The organism is Rhodopila sp., from assembly GCF_965277825.1.
In the GTDB taxonomy this organism is placed as follows: Bacteria; Pseudomonadota; Alphaproteobacteria; order Acetobacterales; family Acetobacteraceae; genus Rhodopila.
The window spans coordinates 3891325-3911713 of record NZ_OZ255846.1; the positions used below are offsets into that span (position 1 = coordinate 3891325).

Below are 20389 nucleotides of genomic sequence, written 5' to 3' on the forward strand. Positions count from 1 at the left end.
GCGCTACTTCACCCGCACCAGTCGATACGGAAAGAAATTGTCCGCCGGCTGCGCCACATCGACATTGTCCTTCATCGCCCACACGATCACCTGCTGATGCAACGGAACCGTCGCCACATCCGTCTGCACGATCTTGATCGCCTGGTCGATCATGTCGTCCCGCTTCTTCTGGTCGGTCTCCACCCCGATCTTGTCGGTCAGCGCATCCAGTTCGGGGTTGGAATAGCCGCCGGAGTTGACCTCGCCCCGCTTGCCGTTGCGCGTTCCCAGCAGCGTATACAGCACGTTGTGGGCATCATACGTCGCCGGCGTCCAGCCCAGCATATAGAAGTCGGTATTATAGTTCGGCGCCAGTATCTTGTTGAAGTACTTCGACTTCGTCTGCGCGTTCAAATCGACCTTGATGCCAGTCCGAGCCAGCATCGAAACAATCGCGGTGCAGATCTGCTCGTCCATCACATAGCGGTCGTTCGGACAGTCCAGCGCCACCCGAAATCCGTTCGCATAACCCGCCTCAACCATCAACTGCTTCGCCTTCGCCAGGTCGACCTTCGGCCGCACATCCAGCGCCGCGTTGTAGCCATTGACCCCGGGCCCCCACATCTCCCACGTCGGGTGCCCCAGCCCCAACATCACCCGGCTGGCGATCGCCGGCTCATTGATCGACAGCGCCACCGCTTCGCGCACCCGCCGGTCCTTGAACGGGTTCTTGCCCTTCACGTCCGACGTCGCCAGTTCCGCCCGGTCCTGGTTGAACCCCAGATAGATCGTCCGCAGCTCCGGCGTTTCCAGCACCTTCAAACCCGAGGCCTGCTTGATCCGCGCGATGTCCTGCGGCGGCACGGTGTAGATCATGTCCACCTCGCCCGACAGCAGCGCCGCCACCCGGGTCGGCGCCGACGCGATCACGTCGAACTCCACCCGGTCCAGGTTCCCCTGTGGCTTGTCCCACCACAGCGGGTTCTTCTCCACCACCGTCTTCCGGTCCGGCTCCCGCGACACCAGCTTGAACGGTCCGGTGCCCATCGCATTGTGCAACGCGTAATTGTCTTCCTTGCCGATCGTCACCGGCTTCGTCGCGTTGTGTGCCTCGCACCACGCTTTCGACATGATCAGCATGTTAGTTTGTTCTTGCAGGAAGATCGGGTCCGGAACAGTGGTCTCGAAGTCCACCGTCAGGTCATCGACCTTGCGCGCCTCCTTCACCGGCGACATCGGCGCGCGCATCGACGAATCCGGCGCCAGGATCCGCTTCAGCGTGAACACCACATCGTCGGCGGTGAACGGCGACCCGTCCTGCCACTTCACCCCGGGCCGCAGATGAAACCGCCACACTGTCGGCGACGTCTGCTCCCACGACACAGCCAGCGAAGGCTCCAGCCCCAGCTTGGCGTTGCGCCGCACCAGAGGCTCGTAGATGTTGGACAGGAAACTAAGCTGCACCGTCTCCTGCCGGGTCGCCGGGTCCATCGCGTTGACATCGCCATCATTAGCCCAGCGCAACACCGCGGCCTCGGCCGTCGGTGGCGTGACAGCGGACGCCGTCAAGGCGGCCAGAAGCGCCATCGCGGATAGCGGCAAACGCGGCATACGATTGTTCTCCAAGGTTTTCGTCGCTGGTTCTTGTCGCTCCAGCCCAATCGCACGAAGTTAGCCCGGCCGCACCGCGCCAAACAAGAGAGACCGCGCCAAACAACAAAGACCGCGGCCAATAAAAGAGACCGAGCATGCAATTTGATCCCCAGACCGACATCCTGGGCCTGGTCGACGTCCAGCCCACCTTCATGCCCGGCGGTGAACTCGCGGTCGCCGACGGCGACGCCATCGTGCCGATCGTCAACCGTCTGCTCGGCCGTTTCGACCACGCCTTCGCCACTCAGGACTGGCACCCCGCCGGCCACGCCTCCTTCGCCAGCGCCCATCCCGGCCGCCAACCATACGACACCATCCGGATGCCCTATGGCGACCAGATCCTGTGGCCCGATCACGCCATCGCCGGCACCCCGAACGCCACCATCCACCCGGCGATCCAGCAGACCCGCATCCAGGTGATCATCCGCAAGGGCTTCCATCGCGCCCTCGACAGCTATTCCGCGTTCTTCGAGAACGACCGGCAGACCCCCACCGGCCTGGAGGCCTGGCTGCGCCAGCGCGGCTTCACCCGGCTGTTCCTGTGCGGCCTCGCCACCGATTTCTGCGTCGCCTGGTCGACCGAGGATGCCATCCGCCTCGGCTTCTCGGTCACCATCATCCAGGACGCCTGTCGCGGCATCGCCCTGCCCACCGCGCCAGGCCGCACCACAATGGATGACGCCCGCGACAGGCTAATCGCCCTGTGTGCCGGGTTCATCGAAAGCCGCGAGCTGCACCCCATATAACACGCACGCCGCCACACCGGCGCGAACGAACCACCATCGACCGGACATGACCAACCGCCTCGCCTGCCGCCTTATCGGCCTGATCCTCTTGCTGCTGCCGCTCCAGCCATCCCAGGCCGCCACACCCCGATCGGCCATCCCTGCACCAACCGGGTTGTGGCTCACCCCGGGGCGCGGCGCCGTGGTCGCCATCTCATTCTGCGGCGCCGACCTCTGCGGCCGCTTCGTCGGCTTGTTCCTTGACCGCCCGACCGACCCGATGCCGGTCGATTATCGCGGCATCTCGCAGTGCCACCTGCTGCTGATCACCGACGCCAGGCAGGTTCGCCCCAACCTGTGGAAAGGCCACATCACCGATCCGCGCAACGGCCACGTCTGGGGCGTCGAGCTTCACCTCGACCCAAACGGCAACCTCGCCTTGCGCGGCTTTTTCGGTGTCCCGCTGCTGGGCCACACCCAGACCTGGACCCGATACCCCGGACCAACGCCGGCGGACTGCCGCATCGGCCCCCGCGCCGCGATCGCCGTGGCAGGCCGGCCCTCGCCGCACGGGCAAACCATCCCAAGATAGGCCGATCAGCAACCCCGCCGGCCAATCCGGAGCATTCCGCGCTTCATCTCGACCCCACAACGTGGCACACTGCGAGTGCAACGATTGCCGTCGGAAAGCATCACCTTTGACCCAACCAACCACGGTTTCCACCGCCGCTCGGACCGCTCCGACCGGCATAAGCGGCGCCGGGAACATTCCCAGCCAACCATCGCCCGTCGCGATCCCTCCCACCAACGTCCAGCCGCCCATCCCGCATCGCCAGGCGCCCGGCCGGTGAGCACCTACCTGGTCACCGGCGGCGCCGGCTTCATCGGCTCCCACCTGTGCGACGCCCTGATCGCCAGCGGCGACACCGTGCGCGTGCTGGATGACCTGTCGACCGGCCTCCGATCCAACCTGCCGCCCGCCGCCACCCTGATCCAGGGCGACGTCGCCGACCCGGCGGCAGTCGCCGCAGCCATCGCAGGCGTCGATGGCTGTTTCCATCTCGCCGCCATCGCCTCGGTCGAAAAAGGCGTCACCGACTGGCTCGGCACCCACCACGCCAACCTCACCGGCACCATCACCCTGTTCGACGCGATCCGCCGCCAGGACCGCCCGATCCCCGTGGTTTACGCCTCCTCCGCCGCGGTTTACGGCGACGCCGCCCACGTTCCCATCGCCGAAACCGACCCCTGCCGGCCATTGTCAGCCTACGGCGCCGACAAATACGGCTGTGAGCTGCATGCCAGGGTTGCCAGCCACGTCCACCGCATACCCACCGTCGGCCTGCGCTTCTTCAACGTCTACGGCCCGCGCCAGGACCCGAAATCCCCCTATTCCGGCGTGATTTCGATATTCTGCCAACGCATCGCCGCCGCCGGATCGCTGAAAATCTTCGGCGACGGTCAGCAGACCCGAGATTTCATCTACGTCGCCGACGTGGTCCGCGCCCTGCTCGCCGCCATGGCCCTGCGCCCGGCCGATGCGCCGGTGTTCAACGTCTGCACCGGCACCGCAACCTCGGTCGAGGCCCTGGCCCGCCTGATCGCCGACCTCACCGGCCACTCACTCGATGTCGAGACCGCCCCGCCGCGCGCCGCTGAAATCCGCCACTCCGTCGGCGCCCCCAACCTTGCCAACAGCATCCTGGGCCTGCCACAGCGCGTGAAGCTGCGCACCGGCCTGGCCGACGTACTGGCCTGGATCAACGGCTCAGCGGCCTGATCGCGGCGTGCGGGAACTCCTCTCCGCCATGCTCCTGCCGCCGACCGGCCTGGTCATCCTGGCCGTCGCCGGCCTGACCATGCGCGCCGGCTGGCGCCGCTTCGGCCGCCGCCTGACCTGGACTGCCCTGATCGCCCTCATCCTGCTCGGCATGCCGATCGTCTCCAACACCATGCTCCGCGCGCTCGAGCCCAACCTGATGACAACCCGGCCCGCCGACCATCCGCCGCGGGCCATCGTCGTCCTCAGCGCCGACGAAACCCGCACCGACCAGGAAAAACTCGGCGCCCGGCCAGGGCTGCTCACCCTCGACCGGCTGCGCACCGCGGCCATGATGCATCGACGCACCGGCCTGCCGATCCTGGTCAGCGGCGGCGTCCCGCGGCCGGGCGACGCGTCCGTGGCGGCAGTCATGGCGCAAAGCCTGCAAGACGATTTTCGCACCCCGGTGCGCTGGGTCGAGCCGAAATCCGCCGACACTTGGCAAAATGCCCGCTTCAGCGCCGACATCCTGCGCGCCGACGGCATCGACTCGATCTATCTGGTGACCCATTCCTGGCATATGCGCCGCGCCATTCTCGCCTTCCGGCAAGCCGGACTGACGGTTACCGCCGCGCCCACCGACCTGGATGCCCCGCCCCGGCTCGATCTCGGCGACTTTATTCCCCGCGTCAGCGCCTGGCAGACCGGCTATTACGCGCTGCACGAATGGATCGGATATGCCTTCTACACGATGCGCTGACCTCCAGATCGTCGCCACCCTGGACCACCTGCCGCCCGAGGCACTGGCGCTGCTCGACGACGCCCCCGGCATCTTCGCCAGCCGGTCGTGGTGGCAAGTCGTGCTGGCGCACGCGATGCCCGCTGGCGCGACCCCCGCCTTCGTGCTGATCCGTTCGGCCGGGCGCGTCGTGGCGCTGCTGCCGCTGCTGCGCACCGCCAACCGGCTGACCAGCCTGACCACGCCGTATAGCTGCGACTACACCCCGCTACTCGCCGCCGGCCTCGACCCGCCCACCCGGCTCGCCGCCATGACCGCCTTCGCCAGGTTCTGCCGCACCCATGGCACTGTCCGCCTCGACGCCCTGCCCGCCGAATCCGACGCCCTGACCGATCTGCAAGCCGGCGCCCGCCAAGCCGGCATGCGCGTCCTGCGCTTCGAGCATTTCGGCAACTGGTACGAAGAGGTGAACGGCCTCGACTGGTCAGCCTACCTGCACCGCCGCCCCGGCGCGCTGCGCGAGACCATCCGCCGCCGATTGCGCCGCGCCGAGAAACTGCCCGACTCCCGATTCGACCTGCTCACCCGGCCGGACCAGCTCGACATCGCAGCCCAGGCGTTCGAATCCGTCTACCGTCGCAGTTGGAAGCAACCCGAACCGTTCGCCAGCTTCAACGTCGCCCTGATGCGGGCAATGGCGGCTCAGGGCCTGCTGCGCTTCGGCGTCTGGTGGATCGGCGCCGACCCGGTCGCGGTGCAGATCTGGGTACTGAAGCACGGCAACGCCATCGTGCTGAAACTGGCCCATGACGAGGCATTCAAGGCGCACTCCCCCGGCACCGTGCTGACCGCGCTGATGCTGCGCCACCTGCTCGACCACGACCGCGCGGGCCAAATCGACTTCGGCCGCGGCGACGATGCCTACAAGCAGGGCTGGGCCACCCAGCGCCGCCAGCGCATCGGACTGCTGCTGGTCAACCCCCGAAGTTCCGCCGGCGCGGCCCAGCTGCTGCGCCACGCCGCCGGACGCATCCGCGACGCTCTACGCCAGCGACGCGCCAAAGCCTGCTCGCGGCCGCCAGCCTGACGGTCAGCCCGCCGGCGCTTTAACGCCTGAACTGGGCAACATCGCCGGCAACCGCACCGACCGAACCCGATGAAGCCCGGCCCGCAACAACAGACCAGGCGACCAGACCGGGCCGCCGACCGCCCAGATCTGCTGCTGCGTCCCGCCGGCGAGGCTGACCTTGTAACGATCATCCCCGGCCAGGAAGTCATAGGCCGCCAGCCCCTGCTCGCTCGCCATTCGGATTGCCTGATGGTGGCACGTCAACCCCGGCTTGGCCGCCGCGGTCGCCGCCCGATAGGCGAACCCGCTCTGATACGCCAGCATCCGCCCGCGATGGACGAAATTATACAGAATTCCGATCACCGTCCCGCCGCACGTCACCTTCAGCAAAGCCGCTTCGCCGAGCGGCATCGCACTAGCGATCAACTGCCCATGAAACCGCCGGAAGAACGGCGTGGCAAAGCAGCCCGGCTCGCCGCGCGACCGCCACGCCGCCTGGTGCAGCACCGCCATCTCATCCAGCATCGCCCACGCCATCGCCACCGAGTCCGCCCGCTGCACCACGATCGGCCCATCGCGCTGGTAGATCCGATCGGAACGGCGGATCTGCTGGCGAGTGTTCGCGCTGCGCTCCGCCAAATAGTCCCTGCCCGAGTCACGCAGTCCGGCCAGATCAACGAAAGGCGAGGCCTGCGATCGCTCCACCCGAACCAACCCCGCCACCCGCCGCAGCGCCGCCAACTCTGCCCCGCTCACCCCCGGCAAGACTACCTCATACCGAGACGTCACCGCGCGCAGACACCGCTCGGTCAGCTCCCGCGCCCGCCCCGCCTCGGCAACCACGCCGTTCTGCTCCACCCAAGGACTGTCGCGATCCGCCGAACCGCTCGCCCCCATATACAGCACCGCCGGACCCGGCCAGCGCCGCACCCGGTTGAACAAAGCCAACGCAACGATACGTCCCGCCTCGGTCGCCGTCACCAGCACCGGGTCATCAAACCGCTCCGCCGCCAGACACCCCACCCAGGTCCAGCTCTGGAAAAACGATAGTTCAGAGCGCTGTTCAAGTTCCCGCCAACACCGGCACAGTTCGGTGAAATCCGCGACCCCGCTGACCCGAACCGCGGTCATCACGGCGCCGGCCGCACCCCCACCACGGCATCCCGTCCGCCCCCCGCCACTGCGTCCTGCCCAGCCACTGCGTCCTGCCGGGCCACTGCGTCCTGCCGGGCCACTGCGTCCTGCCCGGCCACTGCCGTTGGGTCCTGCCCGGCCACTGCCGTTGGGTCCAGCTCGGCCGCTGCGTCTTGACTGGCCGCTGCGTCCAGCCCGCCGCCGGCCAATGCGTCCAGCCCCATCGCTGCGCCCTGCCCGGCCGCCGCCACCGCGTCCCGCCGCACCACTGCACCCTGCCCAACCCCCGCCACTGCGTCCCGCCCAGCCTCCGCCAACGAATCGCACCCCCCGCGCCACAACGCCGCATGCGCCGCGAACATCGCCGACTGATCGAAATCCCGCCGCGCCTTCGCCAGGTTGGCCGCCCCGATCCGGAGGCACAGATCGGGGTCGGCCATTAACCCTCCAAGCGCCACCGTCAGCGCCGCATCGTCCAACCGCGTCACGTAAGGCACGTTCTCCGGCGTCAGCATCAGCCCGACATCCCCGACATCGGTGGAAACCACCGGCAGCCCGCTGGCCATCGCCTCGATCACCGACAGCGGCATCTGTTCGGTGTCCGACGACAGCGCGAAGATGTCGAACTGGGCATAAAGCCCCGATGTGTCCCGATGATGACCGGCAAAATGCACCCGCTCAGACACCCCCAGCGCGGCGGACAGCGACTCCAGCGCGCCACGCTCGGGCCCATCGCCGACCACCACCAGCCGCCCCGACGGCAGCATCGCGAGCGCGCGCAGCAGCCGAGCGATGTTCTTCTCCGCCCGCAACGCCGCCACGGTACCGATCACCGGTTGCCCCCAACCACCCCCGTAACCACCCCCCAAAACACCCCGCGAAGCGCCCCTGGAACCACCCCACGAAGCGCCACCCGAACCGCGCCTCGATAAACGCTGGCCACCGTCGGTCGCGAATCGCGCCAGGTCGATCCCGTTCGGCACGTAGCGGACGACGCCCGGCGGCAGCTTCCAGATGTCCGTGGCGATCCGCACCAGCCGGCGCGAGGGCAGCACCACCGGCGTCCGACGCAGCACCACCCGCCGGGTCAGCACGCGCCTGGCAATCTGCGCCTCATGCTCCTCCGGCCCAAAACCATCGACCACATGCAGATGCCGGGTCACCGGCACGATATTGGCCAGCGCGAACTCGATCGCCCCCCAGTTGCAGGTCACCAGCACATCCGGCCGCCACGCCCGCAACAGCCCCCGATAGTGCCAGGCATTCAAGACCATCGCGCCCTTGGCCGCCGCGACACCGGGGAACATCACATCCAGATCCGGCCGCAACCGCTCCCGGCACGCCAGGTCGCCATCCAGGGCCACCACGATATGGCGAAACGCCGGCCCGAAATGGTTGGCGATGGCGGCAAACCGCACCTGAGCGCCACCCACGGCAAAGCTCGGAAACACATGCGCGACCAGCGGTGCCCTGCCCTCGCCCGTTAGTCCGGTCGCCCCATCCACGTCAAAACATCCTCAGCTTGTCGGCACCCGACCGATACCGCAGACTCTTTCGCTGACGCAATGCTTTCCGCATTCAGCGCACCTGCGCCTGACGCAATGACGATTTCATCCCCGCCGCCTACCGTCCCCACCCCGCAACTACCCACCGCCGCTACCGCCGCACCGCCATCACGATCCGATTGGTATTCGTGCCCCCACGATTGTTCCCCACTCCCCAGCAATTCGCCGTCTTGGTGAAACTCTGCTGGTTCACCATCACCCCCAACACATCGAACGGCAGCCCCTCGATCGCCGCCGCGACGTGACGCTCCAGCAAAACCCGCCCGCCGCGCACCTCGCCCACCTCGAACGCCACCACCCCACCCGGCCGCACCACCCGCGCGAACTCCTGGAATCCACGCCGGACGAAACCCTGCCACGCCAGCACGTCCCGGTGCCGGTCGATCCGCACCCGCCCCGCATCGATCCCGGCAAACCAGCAGCGCAGCCAGTTGTCACCCGCGTAATCCACCACATCGAGGAACGGCGGAGACGTCACGATCAGATCCACCGACGCATCGGCCAGCTCCGGCGTCTGCTCGGCCGCCCCGGTCAACAGCAGCGCCGGAGGATGCGGCGGCGGCGCCCCGTCGGCCAGCAGGCTCACCGTCTTCTTCAGGATGATCGCCCGCACATCCCGCAGCGGCGGAACCTGCCCGCGCGCCGCATTGATCTTGCGCTGCGACCCAGCCGAGACCGCCTGGTTCGGCGGCATCGTATAGACCGAAAAGAACCCGGCGGAGTGCCCGCTCAGCCGGTTGATCGCCACCATCCGGATCCACTGATCCACCGCATCCAGCACCGGCCGCTCCAGCAGCCACGCCCGCAACGCACTGATCTGGCGCAACGTGTCGGGATGATAGAACGCCAGCAGATCGGCCTCCGCCGGATCCGCCGCCGCGCCGGACAGATCGATCTCCGCCAGCCGCGCCAGCACCGCGGCGACCGACGGGGGATCCAGCCGAGGCGCGCACAACATCGCACTCAACGGGCTGACGTCATTGGCCGCCGGCGCACGGCCCAGCAACGCCGCCTGCACCGCCGTGGTGCCACGGCCGGAAAACGGATCGAATACCCGATCCCCCGGTTCGGTCAGCCGCTCGATGAAAAATCCCGGAAGCTGGCCCTTGAAGCAGGCGCGGTAACTGATCTCATGCAGGCTGTGCCCGCGCCGCTGCCCGGCGGTCCAGAACGCATTGACGAAATAGCACAGCCCGCCCTGCTCGAACGTGACCGTTGGCACGCCATCGAAGCTGAACCGACGCAGCCCCTCGACGAAGTCCGCAACCCGGGGCTGAACCGTAGGCGACAGACCCAGCTCCCGCGCCGCGTTCAGCGCAGGAATGGATTGGCCGCCTTCTCCGCCCCGATGCTCGACCCCGGACCATGCCCGCACAGGAACGACAGATCGTCGCCCAGCGGCAACAACTTGGTCTTGATCGCCGCGATCAGCGCGGCGTGGTCGCCATACTCGAAGTCCGTCCGTCCGACCGACCCCTGAAACAGCACATCGCCCACCAGAGCGAACCGCGCCGCCGCGTTGACGAACACCAACGACCCCGGCGTGTGCCCCGGGCAATGCAGCACGTCGAAGCGATGCCGCCCCAGCGCCAGCACGTCACCCTCCGCCATCCAGCGATCCGGCGTCACATTGCGCGCCTCGAACCCGAAACCAGCCGCCTGTTCGGCGATCCCGTCCAGCAGAAACCGGTCGCGCAAGTCCGGCCCCTCGATCGGCACCGGCTGCCCCAACCGCTCCCGCAACGCATCGCGCAAACTCGCCGCCCCGCCGGCATGGTCCAGGTGGCCATGGGTCAGCACGATCTTCTCGATCGCCGCCCCGGTTTGCTCGACCGCCGCCAGGATCCTGTCCACGTCGCCGCCCGGATCGACCACCATGCCAACCTTGCTGGCCTCGTCCCACAGGATCGAGCAGTTCTGCTGGAACGGCGTCACCGGCACGATCGCACCACGCAACCTGCTCTTACCGCCCGCGGTCGTGCCCCCGCCGGTCATGTCAGTGCAGTTTCGGTGACTTCAGGAAACTCGCCCGATCCGCTGAACGAACCGACACCCGCTTCGGCGACCCGTCGCGCTCGAGCCGCAGCCGCACCTCAGCCCCGGCACTGCCCGACGACCAGACTCGTCGCCACAGCCCCGCCAGGTCCGGGATTTCCTCGTCGTTCACCGTCAGGATCCGGTCGCCCGCGCGCACCCCCGCCTGCTCCGCCGGACCGTTGTCCGACAGCCCGCCCACCATCAGGGTTTCGTCCGACTCGGTGGCATACAGCCCGAGCCACGGCCGAGCCGGGCGGTTCACCCGGCCATAGCTCAGCAGATCTTCCATGATTGGCGCCAGCAGCCCGATCGGCACCACCATGTTCATGTCCAGCCGCCGACCCTTGCCGTCGCCCTGCTGCAAGATCAGCGACCCGACGCCCATCAGCTTGCCATCGCCGCCGATCAGCCCGCAGCCGCCCCAGAACGGATGCGCCGGCGCGGTGAACAGCGCGTCGTCCAGCACGTATTCCCAATACCCGGCGAATTCCTGCCGCCCGACGATCCGCGTCTCGATTGAGTGATGACGCCCGCCACCAGCCGACAGCACCGCCTGATCGCCGACCTTCAGCCGATCCGAATCGCCCAGCTCCAGATGCGGCACCTCCAGCTTGCCCAGCGCCTGCACCAGCCCGAACCCGCTCTCCTGGTCGTACGCCAGCGCATGACCGGGCACCGCCTGGCCATCGTTGGAGGTGATCCACAGCGTCTCCGCCTCGGTGATCAGGTAGCCGATCGTCGCGATCAGCCCGGTGCCCGAAATCACCACCCCGCTGCCCGCCCGTTCGGTGCCCAGCGTGCCGGCGGTAAACGCGTCGGCGGGAACATAGGTCTTCAGGCTGACCACAGCCTTCATCGCCCGTTCGAGGTCGAACGAGAAGTCACTCGGGTCAGGCTGCAGATTGGACGGGATTTCCCAGTCGTCTTTCTTCATGCCTCGACGTCTTCCCTGGTTGGGACGGCCCTTCGGTGGGGTATCGGTCATGCCCCTAGTATATCGGACCTTTCCACCCTGCCGACAATGCCACCATCGGCCCTGCCGACAATGCCACCATCGGCCCTGCCGACAATGCCACCACACGCTCTGCCGACATTGCCACCATCGGCTCTGCCAACATTGCCACCATCGGCTCTGCCGGCAAACCCGACCCCAGCCCCGTCGCCAAATCCGCCCGAAAACACCTGATCACCCGCCGCCCGCCTGACGGTTCGCCGCCAACTCGGCCGCGGAAAGCTGGAATCCGGCGATGATACTGTACGCCGCACCCGTTCTGTCGCCGGAAACCGGCAAGTCCAGGTCGATGTTCGGGCTGGTGATGGTCAAGCGGTCGACGTTGGGCGGAAACGTAAGATGCAGCGGATACACCTTCTTGTCACGCACCGTCTTGCCCTCCGTCACCGCCAGGAACAATGGAACGTCCGCCTGCCGCCCCTTCATCGCCGGCCCACGCTGGATCGAGATCGAAACCTGCACCTTCGCCGCCAGCGTATCTTTGTCATCGCCGAGCTGGCAGCTTCCGTTCACCGCGACCACTCGCGCCTGCAGGATCAGGTCGGTGACGTCATGCGCCGGCCCCGGACCGCCGTAGCGTGTCACATCCGCCAAAGCAGGAATCAGCCTGGGCGTCGGGCACACCGGAGCAAACGTGTTGGCGGTGGGGGCACACCCCAGCAGCGGCAGCATCAGCAACCCGACGCACACAAGGGCGCCGAAACGAAAACCAGAAGACATCAAAAACTCCGCCAGCCGGACCGACTCCGGTAGATCCCGGATGGAGACAGGTCATTGTGCCGGGCGCCGCCGCGATCGGCAATGCGCACCCCACCGCGACCAGCCCATGCGCGCCCCAGCGCGACCCGCCATGCCCGACCCACCATGGCCGCCCCAACGCGACCAGCCATGCCCGGGCGCCGCGACCAGCCCATCAGCGCCCCAGCGCGACCAGTCATGCGCGCCCCAGCGCGACCCGCCATGCCCCCCGCGACCAGTCATGCGGCCGCCGACCGCCCGCACCGATCAGACGCTACAATCCGGCGCGCAGATATTGGCTGGGCACGTCGGGCTGCACGCCCAAGCAACGCGCCGCCCGCCACGGCCACCCCGGATCGGCCAGCATCGCCCGAGCCAGCAGCACCACGTCCGCCCTGCCATTGGCGACGATCTCGGCCGCATGGGTGGGTTCGGTGATCAACCCGACCGCCCCGGTGGCGATCCCCGCCTGCTGGCGAATCGCCTCGGCGAACGGCACCTGATAACCCGGATGCGACGGAATCGTCTGCTCGTGCGACACGCCCCCAGACGAGCAATCGATCAGGTCAACCTGCCCGGTGGCAGCGAGCCTGCGCGCCAGCGCCACGGTGTCCTCGATCGTCAGGCCCCCCGCCACCCAGTCGGAGCAGGACAGCCGCACCCACAGCGGCAACTCCAACGGCCACTGCCCGCGCACCGCCTCGACCACCTCCAGCAGGAAACGCGACCGACCGTCGGCGTCGCCGCCATAGGCGTCGTTGCGCCGGTTCGACACCGGCGACAGGAACGAATGAGCCAGGTAGCCGTGCGCGCCGTGAATTTCCAGGATCTTGAAGCCGGCCTGCCTGGCCATCCTGGCGGTGGCGGCGAATTGGCCGATGATGTCGCCGATCTCACTGCTGGAAAGCGCATGCGGATCGGTCGCGCCCGGAACCGCGGGCAACGCGCTCGGCGCCAGCGGAACCCAGCCGCCCTCGCCCACCGGGATCGGCTTGCCGCCCTGCCACGGCACCTGCGACGACGCCTTCCGCCCGGCATGGGCGATCTGGATCGCCGGCACCGATCCGCATTGCGCGATCACCCCCGCCAGCCGCCCCAACAGCGCCTGGTGCTCGGCATTATACAAGCCAAGGCAATGCGGCGTGATCCGCCCAACCGCCGAGACGTGCGTCGCTTCGGTGAACACGATCCCGGCACCCCCGGCGGCGCGAGCCCCCAGGTGCTGAACGTGCCATTCATTGCCCAGCCCGTCATTGGCACTGTATTGACACATCGGCGAAACCACGATCCGGTTGCGCGCGGTGACCGAGCGAAAGCTGACCGGCTGGAAAAGCAACGGCGTTGACATGCGGCAAGATATCCTCGTTGGACAGCCGACCCGGCGGTAGCCGGATCTCGGGCGCGAATACGCCACGCCCGTATATACCTGCTGCCCCAAGCTTGAAATGTGACCCCGGCGCCGAATGACCTGCGAGCCCGCGATGCTCGGCCCTCGCGCGCCCAATCAGCGCCGACCCCAGACGATGTCCCCGTGCGGGCCATTTCCACCCGAGCGATGAAGCCGCCCATGCCGTAGTCGGAACGACACTGAAACAAGCAGGCCACCGCCCCATGAACATCCTCTCCATCCAATCCTGGGTGTCCTACGGCCACGTCGGCAACGCCAGCGCGGTCTTCCCGCTGCAGCGCCTCGGCGCCGAGGTCTGGGCCATCAACACCGTCCAGTTCTCCAACCACACCGGCTACGGCGAATGGCAGGGCACCGCCTACTCCGGCCAGTCAGTGCGCGACCTGATCGACGGCATCGCAGCCCGAGGCGTGCTGCCACGTTGCGATGCCGTGCTGACAGGCTACGTCGGACAGGCCGACATTGGCGACGCCATCCTGCACGCCATCACCTCGGTGCGCCAAGCCAACCCGGCCGCGCTGTACTGCTGCGACCCGGTGATCGGCGACACCGATACCGGCGTCTATGTCCGCCCCGGGATCGAGGATTTCCTGCGCCTGAAAGCCCTGCCGGCCGCTGACATCACCACCCCCAACCGGTTCGAGATCGAGCGCCTGACCGGGCTCGATTGTTCCACCCTGGACGGGGCGAGGCAGGCACTGCTGCGGCTTCGTTCCATGCTGCGCGGCGGCGGCCCGGCCTGCGTGCTGCTGACCAGCCTGGAGACCGACACCACGCCACCCGATTGCATCGATATGATGACCGCCGCCGGGGACGGGTTCCACCTACTGCGCACGCCCCGCCTGCAACTCAACGTCAACGGTGCCGGCGATGCGATCGCCGCGCTGTTTCTGTTCCACTACTTGCGCAGCAGCAGCGCGGTGGCGGCATTGCAGGCTGCCGGGTCGTCGATCCATGGCGTGCTGCGGCAAACCGCGCAGGCCGGATCTCCCGAAATCCTGACCGTGCCAGCTCAGCAGGAATTCGTCACACCGACTCAGACCTTCAAGCCGACCGCCTGCTGAAGCCAACGCGATCCAGCCCTGAACCCCCTTGCCCAAGACCAGTCAGCAAATAGAAACCCGACCCCGCGCCAGCCCCGGACGTCTGGACGAATCACCGCCGCTACGAGTACATCGCCGATACCGACATCGACTGGAGCCATGCCATGCGAAACATCACCCTGGCGACTTTGACGATCCTTGGTCTGCTCATCGGCGCGGCCAGCATCGCCTCCGCCGCCCCAGCCACCGCTCTGCTCGGTCGCACCACCTTGTCGCAAGCCACGTCGATCCAACCGGCCTATTACTACTGGAACCGCCACCGCTATCGCCACCGCGCCTGGGACCGCCGCCGCCGCCGCTGGCGCTATTACTGAGCGCAAGCCAACCCCGAGGCCGGTCGGTGAACCTGAGCAACCTCAGCCTGACTGTAAGGTTAGGCTGATAAAGCTGCTTGCTCAAACACAGCGAGAGCGCGGTGACCATTTACGGTCACCCTGAAAGCGTTACAGGATCGGCCCCGACCCGCTACTCCGCCAGGAACGCCATCGCCGCCTCGACCCCGCCACGCGCATGCGGCACGCCCTCGATCCGCATCCCCATCTCGACCGCCGCCAACGCCCCCAGCAGCATCGGCTCATTCAAGTCGCCAAGATGCCCGATGCGGAAAATCTTGCCGCCCAGCCTGCCCAGCCCGCCGCCCAACGAAACATTGAACCGGTCCCGAACCGTCTTGCGCAACGAATCGGGGTTGAACCCCTCCGGCATCAGCACCGCGGTGACCGAGTTGGAATACCGTTCCGGCGACAGACAGAACAGCCGTGGCCCATCGTTGCCGGCCCACACCTGAACCGCCCGCCGCGTCGCCTCCGCCAGCCTGGCATGGCGATCGACCACGTTGTCCAGCCCCTCGTCGTCCAGCAGACGGATCGACTCCCGCAGCCCATAGAAAATGTTCACCGGAATGGTGCCGATGAAGCTCTTCTGCACCCGGTTCGCCATCATCGTCCAATCGAAGTAGAAACGATGCAGTTTGGCCTGCCGATGCGCCGCCAGGGCCTTGTCGGACACCCCGGTAAAGCTCATGCCGGTCGGCAGCATCAGCCCCTTCTGGCTGCCGCCCACCACGCAATCCACCCCCCACGCATCCATCCGGAACTCCAGCGACCCCAGTGAAGAGATCGTGTCCACCAGCAGCAACGCCGGATGCCCCGCCGCGTCGATCGCCGCGCGAATCGCCGGCAACGGCAGCATCATTCCGGTCGCGGTCTCGTTGTGTACCACGCACACCGCCTTGATCGCCCGTGCGCCGTCGGCCGCCAGGGCCTTGCCGACCTCGCCGATGTCCACCCCGCGGCGCCAGTCGGCCTCCACCACCCGCACCTCCAGCCCATGGCCGCGAGCCATGCTCGCCCACTCCTCGGAGAAATAGCCCGACTCGAGCACCAGGATCACATCCCCCGGCGACAGCAGGTTGGTCAGGCTGGCCTCCCACGCCCCATGACCCGACGCATTGTACATAAACAGATGCTGCTCGGTCTGCAGCACCCGCTTCACGCCATGGAACGCGGCGTCATAAACCTCGACGAACTCCGGATCGTTGAAGTCGATGCTGTTGCGGTCCATTGCCCGCAGCACGCTGTCGGGGATGTTGGTCGGGCCGGGATTGGCAAAGAAATGCCGCCCGCGCGCCCGCGCGACCCCAGACCCCGCGGCCCTGGACCCTGAAGACGCGGATCCTGAAGACTTTGACCCCAAGGGGTTCGACATCGAAGGCTTGGGCATGTGCGACGATCCTATCAAGGTCCTGACCCGCAGGCTTATAGACCATCCTCGCGATCCTACCCCCATCCCGCAAGGGTAGCTGCCATGCCCGGCTGTCCGCCTCCCCCGCTAGTCAACCCCCCCACTTATCCGCCCCTCGCTTGTCCGCCCCCGGGCTTGTCCGCCCAGCTGTCCGTCCCACCGCCGCCAGCGATCACCGCCGCGCGAGGCACCCCGCCAGAACAAAGCCGGACAACCGGTCCACCCACGCGTCATCCACGCCCTCGTTCAGCAGCATGCGCAGGTAAAGCGGACCGAACAGGCCGCTACAGGTGATCTCGACATCCAGGTCGCGCCGCAACTCCCCGGACGCAATACCCCTGGCGATCACCGCACGCACCTCGGCCCGCCTGGGCATCACGAAGCCGGTCAGGAACGCCTCGATGGTCTCCGGGTCACCCTGCCCCTCGGCGATGATGCAGCGAATGATCCGCCCCGCCTTGCCGCGCACCAGGCGCGCGAACCGCCGCAACGTCGCCTGCAGGTCAGCGACCACCGAGTCCGAGGCCGGCACCGCCAGATCCGCCGCCGTCGCCTGCAAGAACCCCTCCATCGCCAGCGCGCCCTTCGATGGCCACCACCGATAGATCGTGCTGCGCGCCACGCCCGACCGCACCGCCACGCCTTCGATCGTGAACCGGCTCAGCCCGCCCTCGGCCAGCAGATCATACGCCGCCGCCAGCACCGACTTGCGAGTGGCATCGCAACGCGGTCGTCCAGGCTGTGATCGTCCGGGCTGCAGTCGTTCAGGCTGCGGTCGTCCGGCCGGTCGGGCGATTTCCGATGACTGCATGACGGGCTCCTACAGGCAATATGGCAACCAATCCGCCAAGACAAGCCATTCCAATACAGCATGTCGCGTATATCCAACGGCACGGGTTGTATGCGCCGGAATCCCGCACACATTCCCCACCGCTACATGGTGTAGCGAAATAGGCGGCACGAGATTCCATGGACCAGGCTACCACAGCGCAAAGAGCGACAACCGGGCGCCCGGAAACCATGCGGGAACCCGTCGGCGCTCGCCGCAAGGGCTGGGTCAAGCGTGCGGCCCTCGGCACCCTCGTGGTGCTGGGCCTGGCCGCGGCGGCGCAATACGGTACCCAGTACTGGCGCACCGGCCGGTTCATGATCGACACCGACGACGCCTATGTGGAGGCCGACAACACGCTGATCGCGCCGCGCGTGCCAGGCTACATCGCCCAGGTCCTGGTCAGCGACAACCAACCGGTCCAAGCCGGCCAGGTGCTCGCCCGCATCGATGACCGAGACTACCAGACCGCGTTGCGTCTAGCCGTCGCCGATCGCCAGACCGCCGAGGCCGCGATCGGCTCGATCGATGCCCAACTGGCCTTGCAAGCCTCGCTCATCGAGCAGGCCAACCAGCAGGTGATCGGGGCCGACGCCGCGCTACGCTTCGCCCAGCAGGACCACGCCCGCTACCAGACGCTGTCCCGTTCCGGCGCCGGCACAATTCAGTCCGACCAGCAAAGCCAATCACAGTTGACTCAGCGCGCCGCCGACCTCGGCCGAGCCGGTTCGGCGCTGATGGCAGCCCGCCAGCAGATCGACGTGCTGAAGGCAGACAGGGTCAGGGCGGCGGCGCAACTGCAACATTACCGCGCCGCCGAACAGCAGGCCCAGCTTAACCTCGGCTACACCGAACTCACCGCGCCGGTCGATGGCACAGTCGGCGCACGCACGCTGCGGGTCGGCCAATACGTCCAGGCCGGCACCCAATTGATGGCGATCGTGCCGCTCAACGCGGTCTACGTCGTCGCCAACTACAAGGAGACCCAACTGACCGATGTGCGGCCCGGCCAACCGGTTCGGATCTCCGTCGACACCTTCCCCAGCGCCGAGATCCACGGCCATGTGGACAGCGTCGCGCCAGCCACGGGGCTGCAATTCGCCTTGCTGCCGCCGGACAACGCCACCGGCAACTTCACCAAGATCGTCCAGCGCCTGCCGGTGAAGATCGTGCTCGATCCAGATCCCGGAACGGCAGCGAACGTGCTGCGCCCCGGGATGTCGGTCGAGCCCTCGATCGACACCCGCCGCCAGCCGCGCTGACCCGACGCCAAGCCCCGCACCTGCCCAGCCCCGCACCCGACCAGTCCCGCACCGTCATGCCCAATCCCGCAGCACAAGCCGACAGCGAGCCCCAAGCCGATCTCCGCACCTGGCTTGCAGTATCCGCCGCGATGATCGGGGCCTTCATCGCCGTGCTCAACATCCAGATCACCAACGCCTCGCTGCCCAACATCCAGGGCGCCATCGGCGCCGGCATCGACGACGGCGGCTGGATCTCCACCGCCTATCTGGTTGCCGAGATCGTCGTCATCCCGCTCACCGGCTTCCTCGCCCCAGTGTTCTCGCTCCGGCGCTATCTGCTGGCCAACACCTTCATGTTCCTGGTGATGTCGGTGGCCTGCGCGTTCGCCCAGAACCTGCCGCAGATGATCGTGCTCCGCGCCCTGCAAGGCTTCTTCGGCGGCGTGCTGATCCCGCTCGCCTTCACCCTGACGCTGACCATGCTGCCGCGCGCCAAACAGCCGATCGGGCTGGCATTGTTCGCCATCTCGGCGACCTTCGCCCCGGCGATCGGGCCCACCATCGGCGGCTACCTGACCGAGACCTACGGCTGGCAGTACATCTTCTACGTCAACCTGATACCCGGCGCGATCATGCTGGCGACGCTGTGGCCCACTCTGCCGAAAGCGCCGATGCAACTCGGCATGCTGCGCCACGGCGACTGGTTCGGTATCGTTACGCTGGCGATCGGGCTGGCCTCGCTGCAGACCGTGCTGGAGGAAGGCAACAAGGACGACTGGTTCGGCTCCAGCTTCATCGTCCGCCTGTCGGTCATCGCCGTGGTGTCCTTCGCGCTGTTCTTCTGGACCGAGCTGACCATCCGCGACCCATTGCTGAACCTGCGCCTGCTGCTGCGGCGCAACTTCGGCCTCGGCAGCCTCGCCAACGTCATCATGGGCATGGCACTGTATGGATCAGTGTATCTACTGCCGGTCTACCTTTCGCAGCTGCAGGGCTACAACGCCGAACAGGTCGGTTTGGTGCTGGCCTGGACTGGGCTGCCCCAACTCGTGCTGATCCCGTTCGTGCCCACACTGATGCGCTACATCGACACCAGGTTGCTGGTCGCGGTCGGCTTCGGCCTGTTCGCCACGAGCTGCTTCATGAACCTCTGGATCACCGCCGATTACGCCGCCCCCCAGCTTCTGCTGCCCAACCTGGTGCGCGCCGTCGGCCAGGCCCTGATAATGACCCCACTCTCGGCGTTGACCACCAGCGGCATCGAACGTCAGTTCGCCGGTTCCGCCTCCGCCATGTTCAACATGATGCGCAACCTCGGCGGCTCCATCGGCATCGCCGCGCTGGAAACCTTCGTCACCAAGCGTGAGCAGTTCCACTCCAGCATCATCACCGCCAACGTCTCGCTGCTGAACGAGGCCACCCGGCAGCGCATCGCGTCGCTACAAGCGTATTTCATGTCGAACGGCATCAGCGATGCCGCGTCCGCCTGGCACGAGGCCGTGGTGCAGATCGGCCGAAGCGTGCGCGCGCAATCCTATTTCCTGGCCTACAGCGACGCCTTCTACATGATGGGCGCGGCATTGCTGCTGGCGCTGGTGACCTCGGTCGGAATGCGGAAATCTACTGCCGGGGCCGCCGGCGCGCATTGA

19 protein-coding genes are annotated in these 20389 nt (G+C 67.2%); 9 read left to right on the forward strand and 10 right to left on the reverse strand.

Translation table 11 applies throughout. The annotated features are described in order from the left end of the window. Window positions 1-3: 3 nt before the first annotated feature. Window positions 4-1590, reverse strand: a complete 1587-nt coding sequence (locus tag ACQY4T_RS18990; protein ID WP_428533900.1) for an ABC transporter substrate-binding protein — start codon at window positions 1588-1590, stop codon at window positions 4-6. A gap of 137 nt (window positions 1591-1727) precedes the next feature. Here ACQY4T_RS18990 and pncA point away from each other — a divergent pair, with 137 nt between their 5' ends. The 5 genes from pncA (at window position 1728) to ACQY4T_RS19015 (ending at window position 5945) form a co-directional block, all read left to right on the forward strand. After that, on the forward strand, window positions 1728-2378 hold the full coding sequence (pncA, locus tag ACQY4T_RS18995) for a bifunctional nicotinamidase/pyrazinamidase (RefSeq protein ID WP_428533902.1): 651 nt from the start codon (window positions 1728-1730) through the stop codon (window positions 2376-2378). Window positions 2379-2424: 46 nt separating this feature from the next. Then, complete coding sequence (locus ACQY4T_RS19000) at window positions 2425-2949, forward strand: DUF2147 domain-containing protein (RefSeq protein ID WP_428533904.1); 525 nt, start codon at window positions 2425-2427, stop codon at window positions 2947-2949. 255 nt (window positions 2950-3204) lie between these two features. Next, entirely contained in the window at window positions 3205-4137 is a 933-nt protein-coding gene (locus ACQY4T_RS19005; RefSeq protein ID WP_428533906.1) for an NAD-dependent epimerase/dehydratase family protein, read from the forward strand. 28 nt (window positions 4138-4165) lie between these two features. Further along, a complete protein-coding gene (locus ACQY4T_RS19010) occupies window positions 4166-4879 on the forward strand; it encodes a YdcF family protein (RefSeq protein WP_428533908.1) in 714 nt (237 codons plus the stop codon). Further along, window positions 4857-5945 (forward strand): GNAT family N-acetyltransferase, encoded by a 1089-nt coding sequence (locus ACQY4T_RS19015; RefSeq protein WP_428533910.1) that lies wholly within the window; start codon window positions 4857-4859, stop codon window positions 5943-5945. The genes ACQY4T_RS19010 and ACQY4T_RS19015 overlap by 23 nt, the downstream gene beginning before the upstream one ends. Window positions 5946-5948: 3 nt before the next feature. Here the strand turns inward: ACQY4T_RS19015 and ACQY4T_RS19020 are convergent, their stop codons facing one another. The 7 genes from ACQY4T_RS19020 to ACQY4T_RS19050 form a co-directional block, all read right to left on the reverse strand. Further along, a complete protein-coding gene (locus ACQY4T_RS19020) occupies window positions 5949-7058 on the reverse strand; it encodes a GNAT family N-acetyltransferase (protein ID WP_428533912.1) in 1110 nt (369 codons plus the stop codon). Next, a complete protein-coding gene (locus ACQY4T_RS19025) occupies window positions 7058-8566 on the reverse strand; it encodes a glycosyltransferase (RefSeq protein ID WP_428533913.1) in 1509 nt (502 codons plus the stop codon). The genes ACQY4T_RS19020 and ACQY4T_RS19025 overlap by 1 nt, the downstream gene beginning before the upstream one ends. Before the next feature lie 151 nt (window positions 8567-8717). Further along, the gene (locus ACQY4T_RS19030; RefSeq protein ID WP_428533915.1) at window positions 8718-10001 is read right to left on the reverse strand and encodes a DNA methyltransferase; all 1284 of its coding nucleotides are present in this window, start codon (window positions 9999-10001) and stop codon (window positions 8718-8720) included. Then, window positions 9938-10621, reverse strand: coding sequence for an MBL fold metallo-hydrolase (locus ACQY4T_RS19035; RefSeq protein WP_428533917.1), 684 nt, complete (start codon window positions 10619-10621; stop codon window positions 9938-9940). The genes ACQY4T_RS19030 and ACQY4T_RS19035 overlap by 64 nt, the downstream gene beginning before the upstream one ends. A gap of 1 nt (window position 10622) precedes the next feature. After that, window positions 10623-11597 (reverse strand): S1C family serine protease, encoded by a 975-nt coding sequence (locus ACQY4T_RS19040; protein WP_428533919.1) that lies wholly within the window; start codon window positions 11595-11597, stop codon window positions 10623-10625. 252 nt (window positions 11598-11849) lie between these two features. Then, complete coding sequence (locus ACQY4T_RS19045; protein ID WP_428533921.1) at window positions 11850-12395, reverse strand: hypothetical protein; 546 nt, start codon at window positions 12393-12395, stop codon at window positions 11850-11852. Window positions 12396-12687: 292 nt separating this feature from the next. Beyond that, entirely contained in the window at window positions 12688-13761 is a 1074-nt protein-coding gene (locus ACQY4T_RS19050) for an NADH:flavin oxidoreductase/NADH oxidase (RefSeq protein WP_428533923.1), read from the reverse strand. A 263-nt stretch (window positions 13762-14024) separates the two neighbouring features. On the opposite strand from ACQY4T_RS19050, the gene pdxY reads away from it, so the two are divergent. Both pdxY and ACQY4T_RS19060 read left to right on the forward strand, forming a co-directional pair. Continuing rightward, the gene (pdxY, locus tag ACQY4T_RS19055) at window positions 14025-14885 is read left to right on the forward strand and encodes a pyridoxal kinase PdxY (RefSeq protein WP_428533925.1); all 861 of its coding nucleotides are present in this window, start codon (window positions 14025-14027) and stop codon (window positions 14883-14885) included. A 143-nt stretch (window positions 14886-15028) separates the two neighbouring features. Beyond that, the gene (locus ACQY4T_RS19060; RefSeq protein ID WP_428533927.1) at window positions 15029-15238 is read left to right on the forward strand and encodes a hypothetical protein; all 210 of its coding nucleotides are present in this window, start codon (window positions 15029-15031) and stop codon (window positions 15236-15238) included. A 151-nt stretch (window positions 15239-15389) separates the two neighbouring features. Here the strand turns inward: ACQY4T_RS19060 and ACQY4T_RS19065 are convergent, their stop codons facing one another. Next, window positions 15390-16646 carry a pyridoxal-phosphate-dependent aminotransferase family protein gene (locus ACQY4T_RS19065; protein ID WP_428533929.1) on the reverse strand — a complete coding sequence of 419 codons (1257 nt, stop codon included), beginning with the start codon at window positions 16644-16646 and terminating at the stop codon, window positions 15390-15392. Between the two features lie 193 nt (window positions 16647-16839). Next, on the reverse strand, window positions 16840-17478 hold the full coding sequence (locus ACQY4T_RS19070) for a TetR/AcrR family transcriptional regulator (protein WP_428533931.1): 639 nt from the start codon (window positions 17476-17478) through the stop codon (window positions 16840-16842). 209 nt (window positions 17479-17687) lie between these two features. Between ACQY4T_RS19070 and ACQY4T_RS19075 the strand changes: the two genes are divergently transcribed. Further along, a complete protein-coding gene (locus ACQY4T_RS19075) occupies window positions 17688-18758 on the forward strand; it encodes an HlyD family secretion protein (RefSeq protein ID WP_428533933.1) in 1071 nt (356 codons plus the stop codon). A 56-nt stretch (window positions 18759-18814) separates the two neighbouring features. Further along, window positions 18815-20389 (forward strand): DHA2 family efflux MFS transporter permease subunit, encoded by a 1575-nt coding sequence (locus tag ACQY4T_RS19080; protein WP_428533935.1) that lies wholly within the window; start codon window positions 18815-18817, stop codon window positions 20387-20389.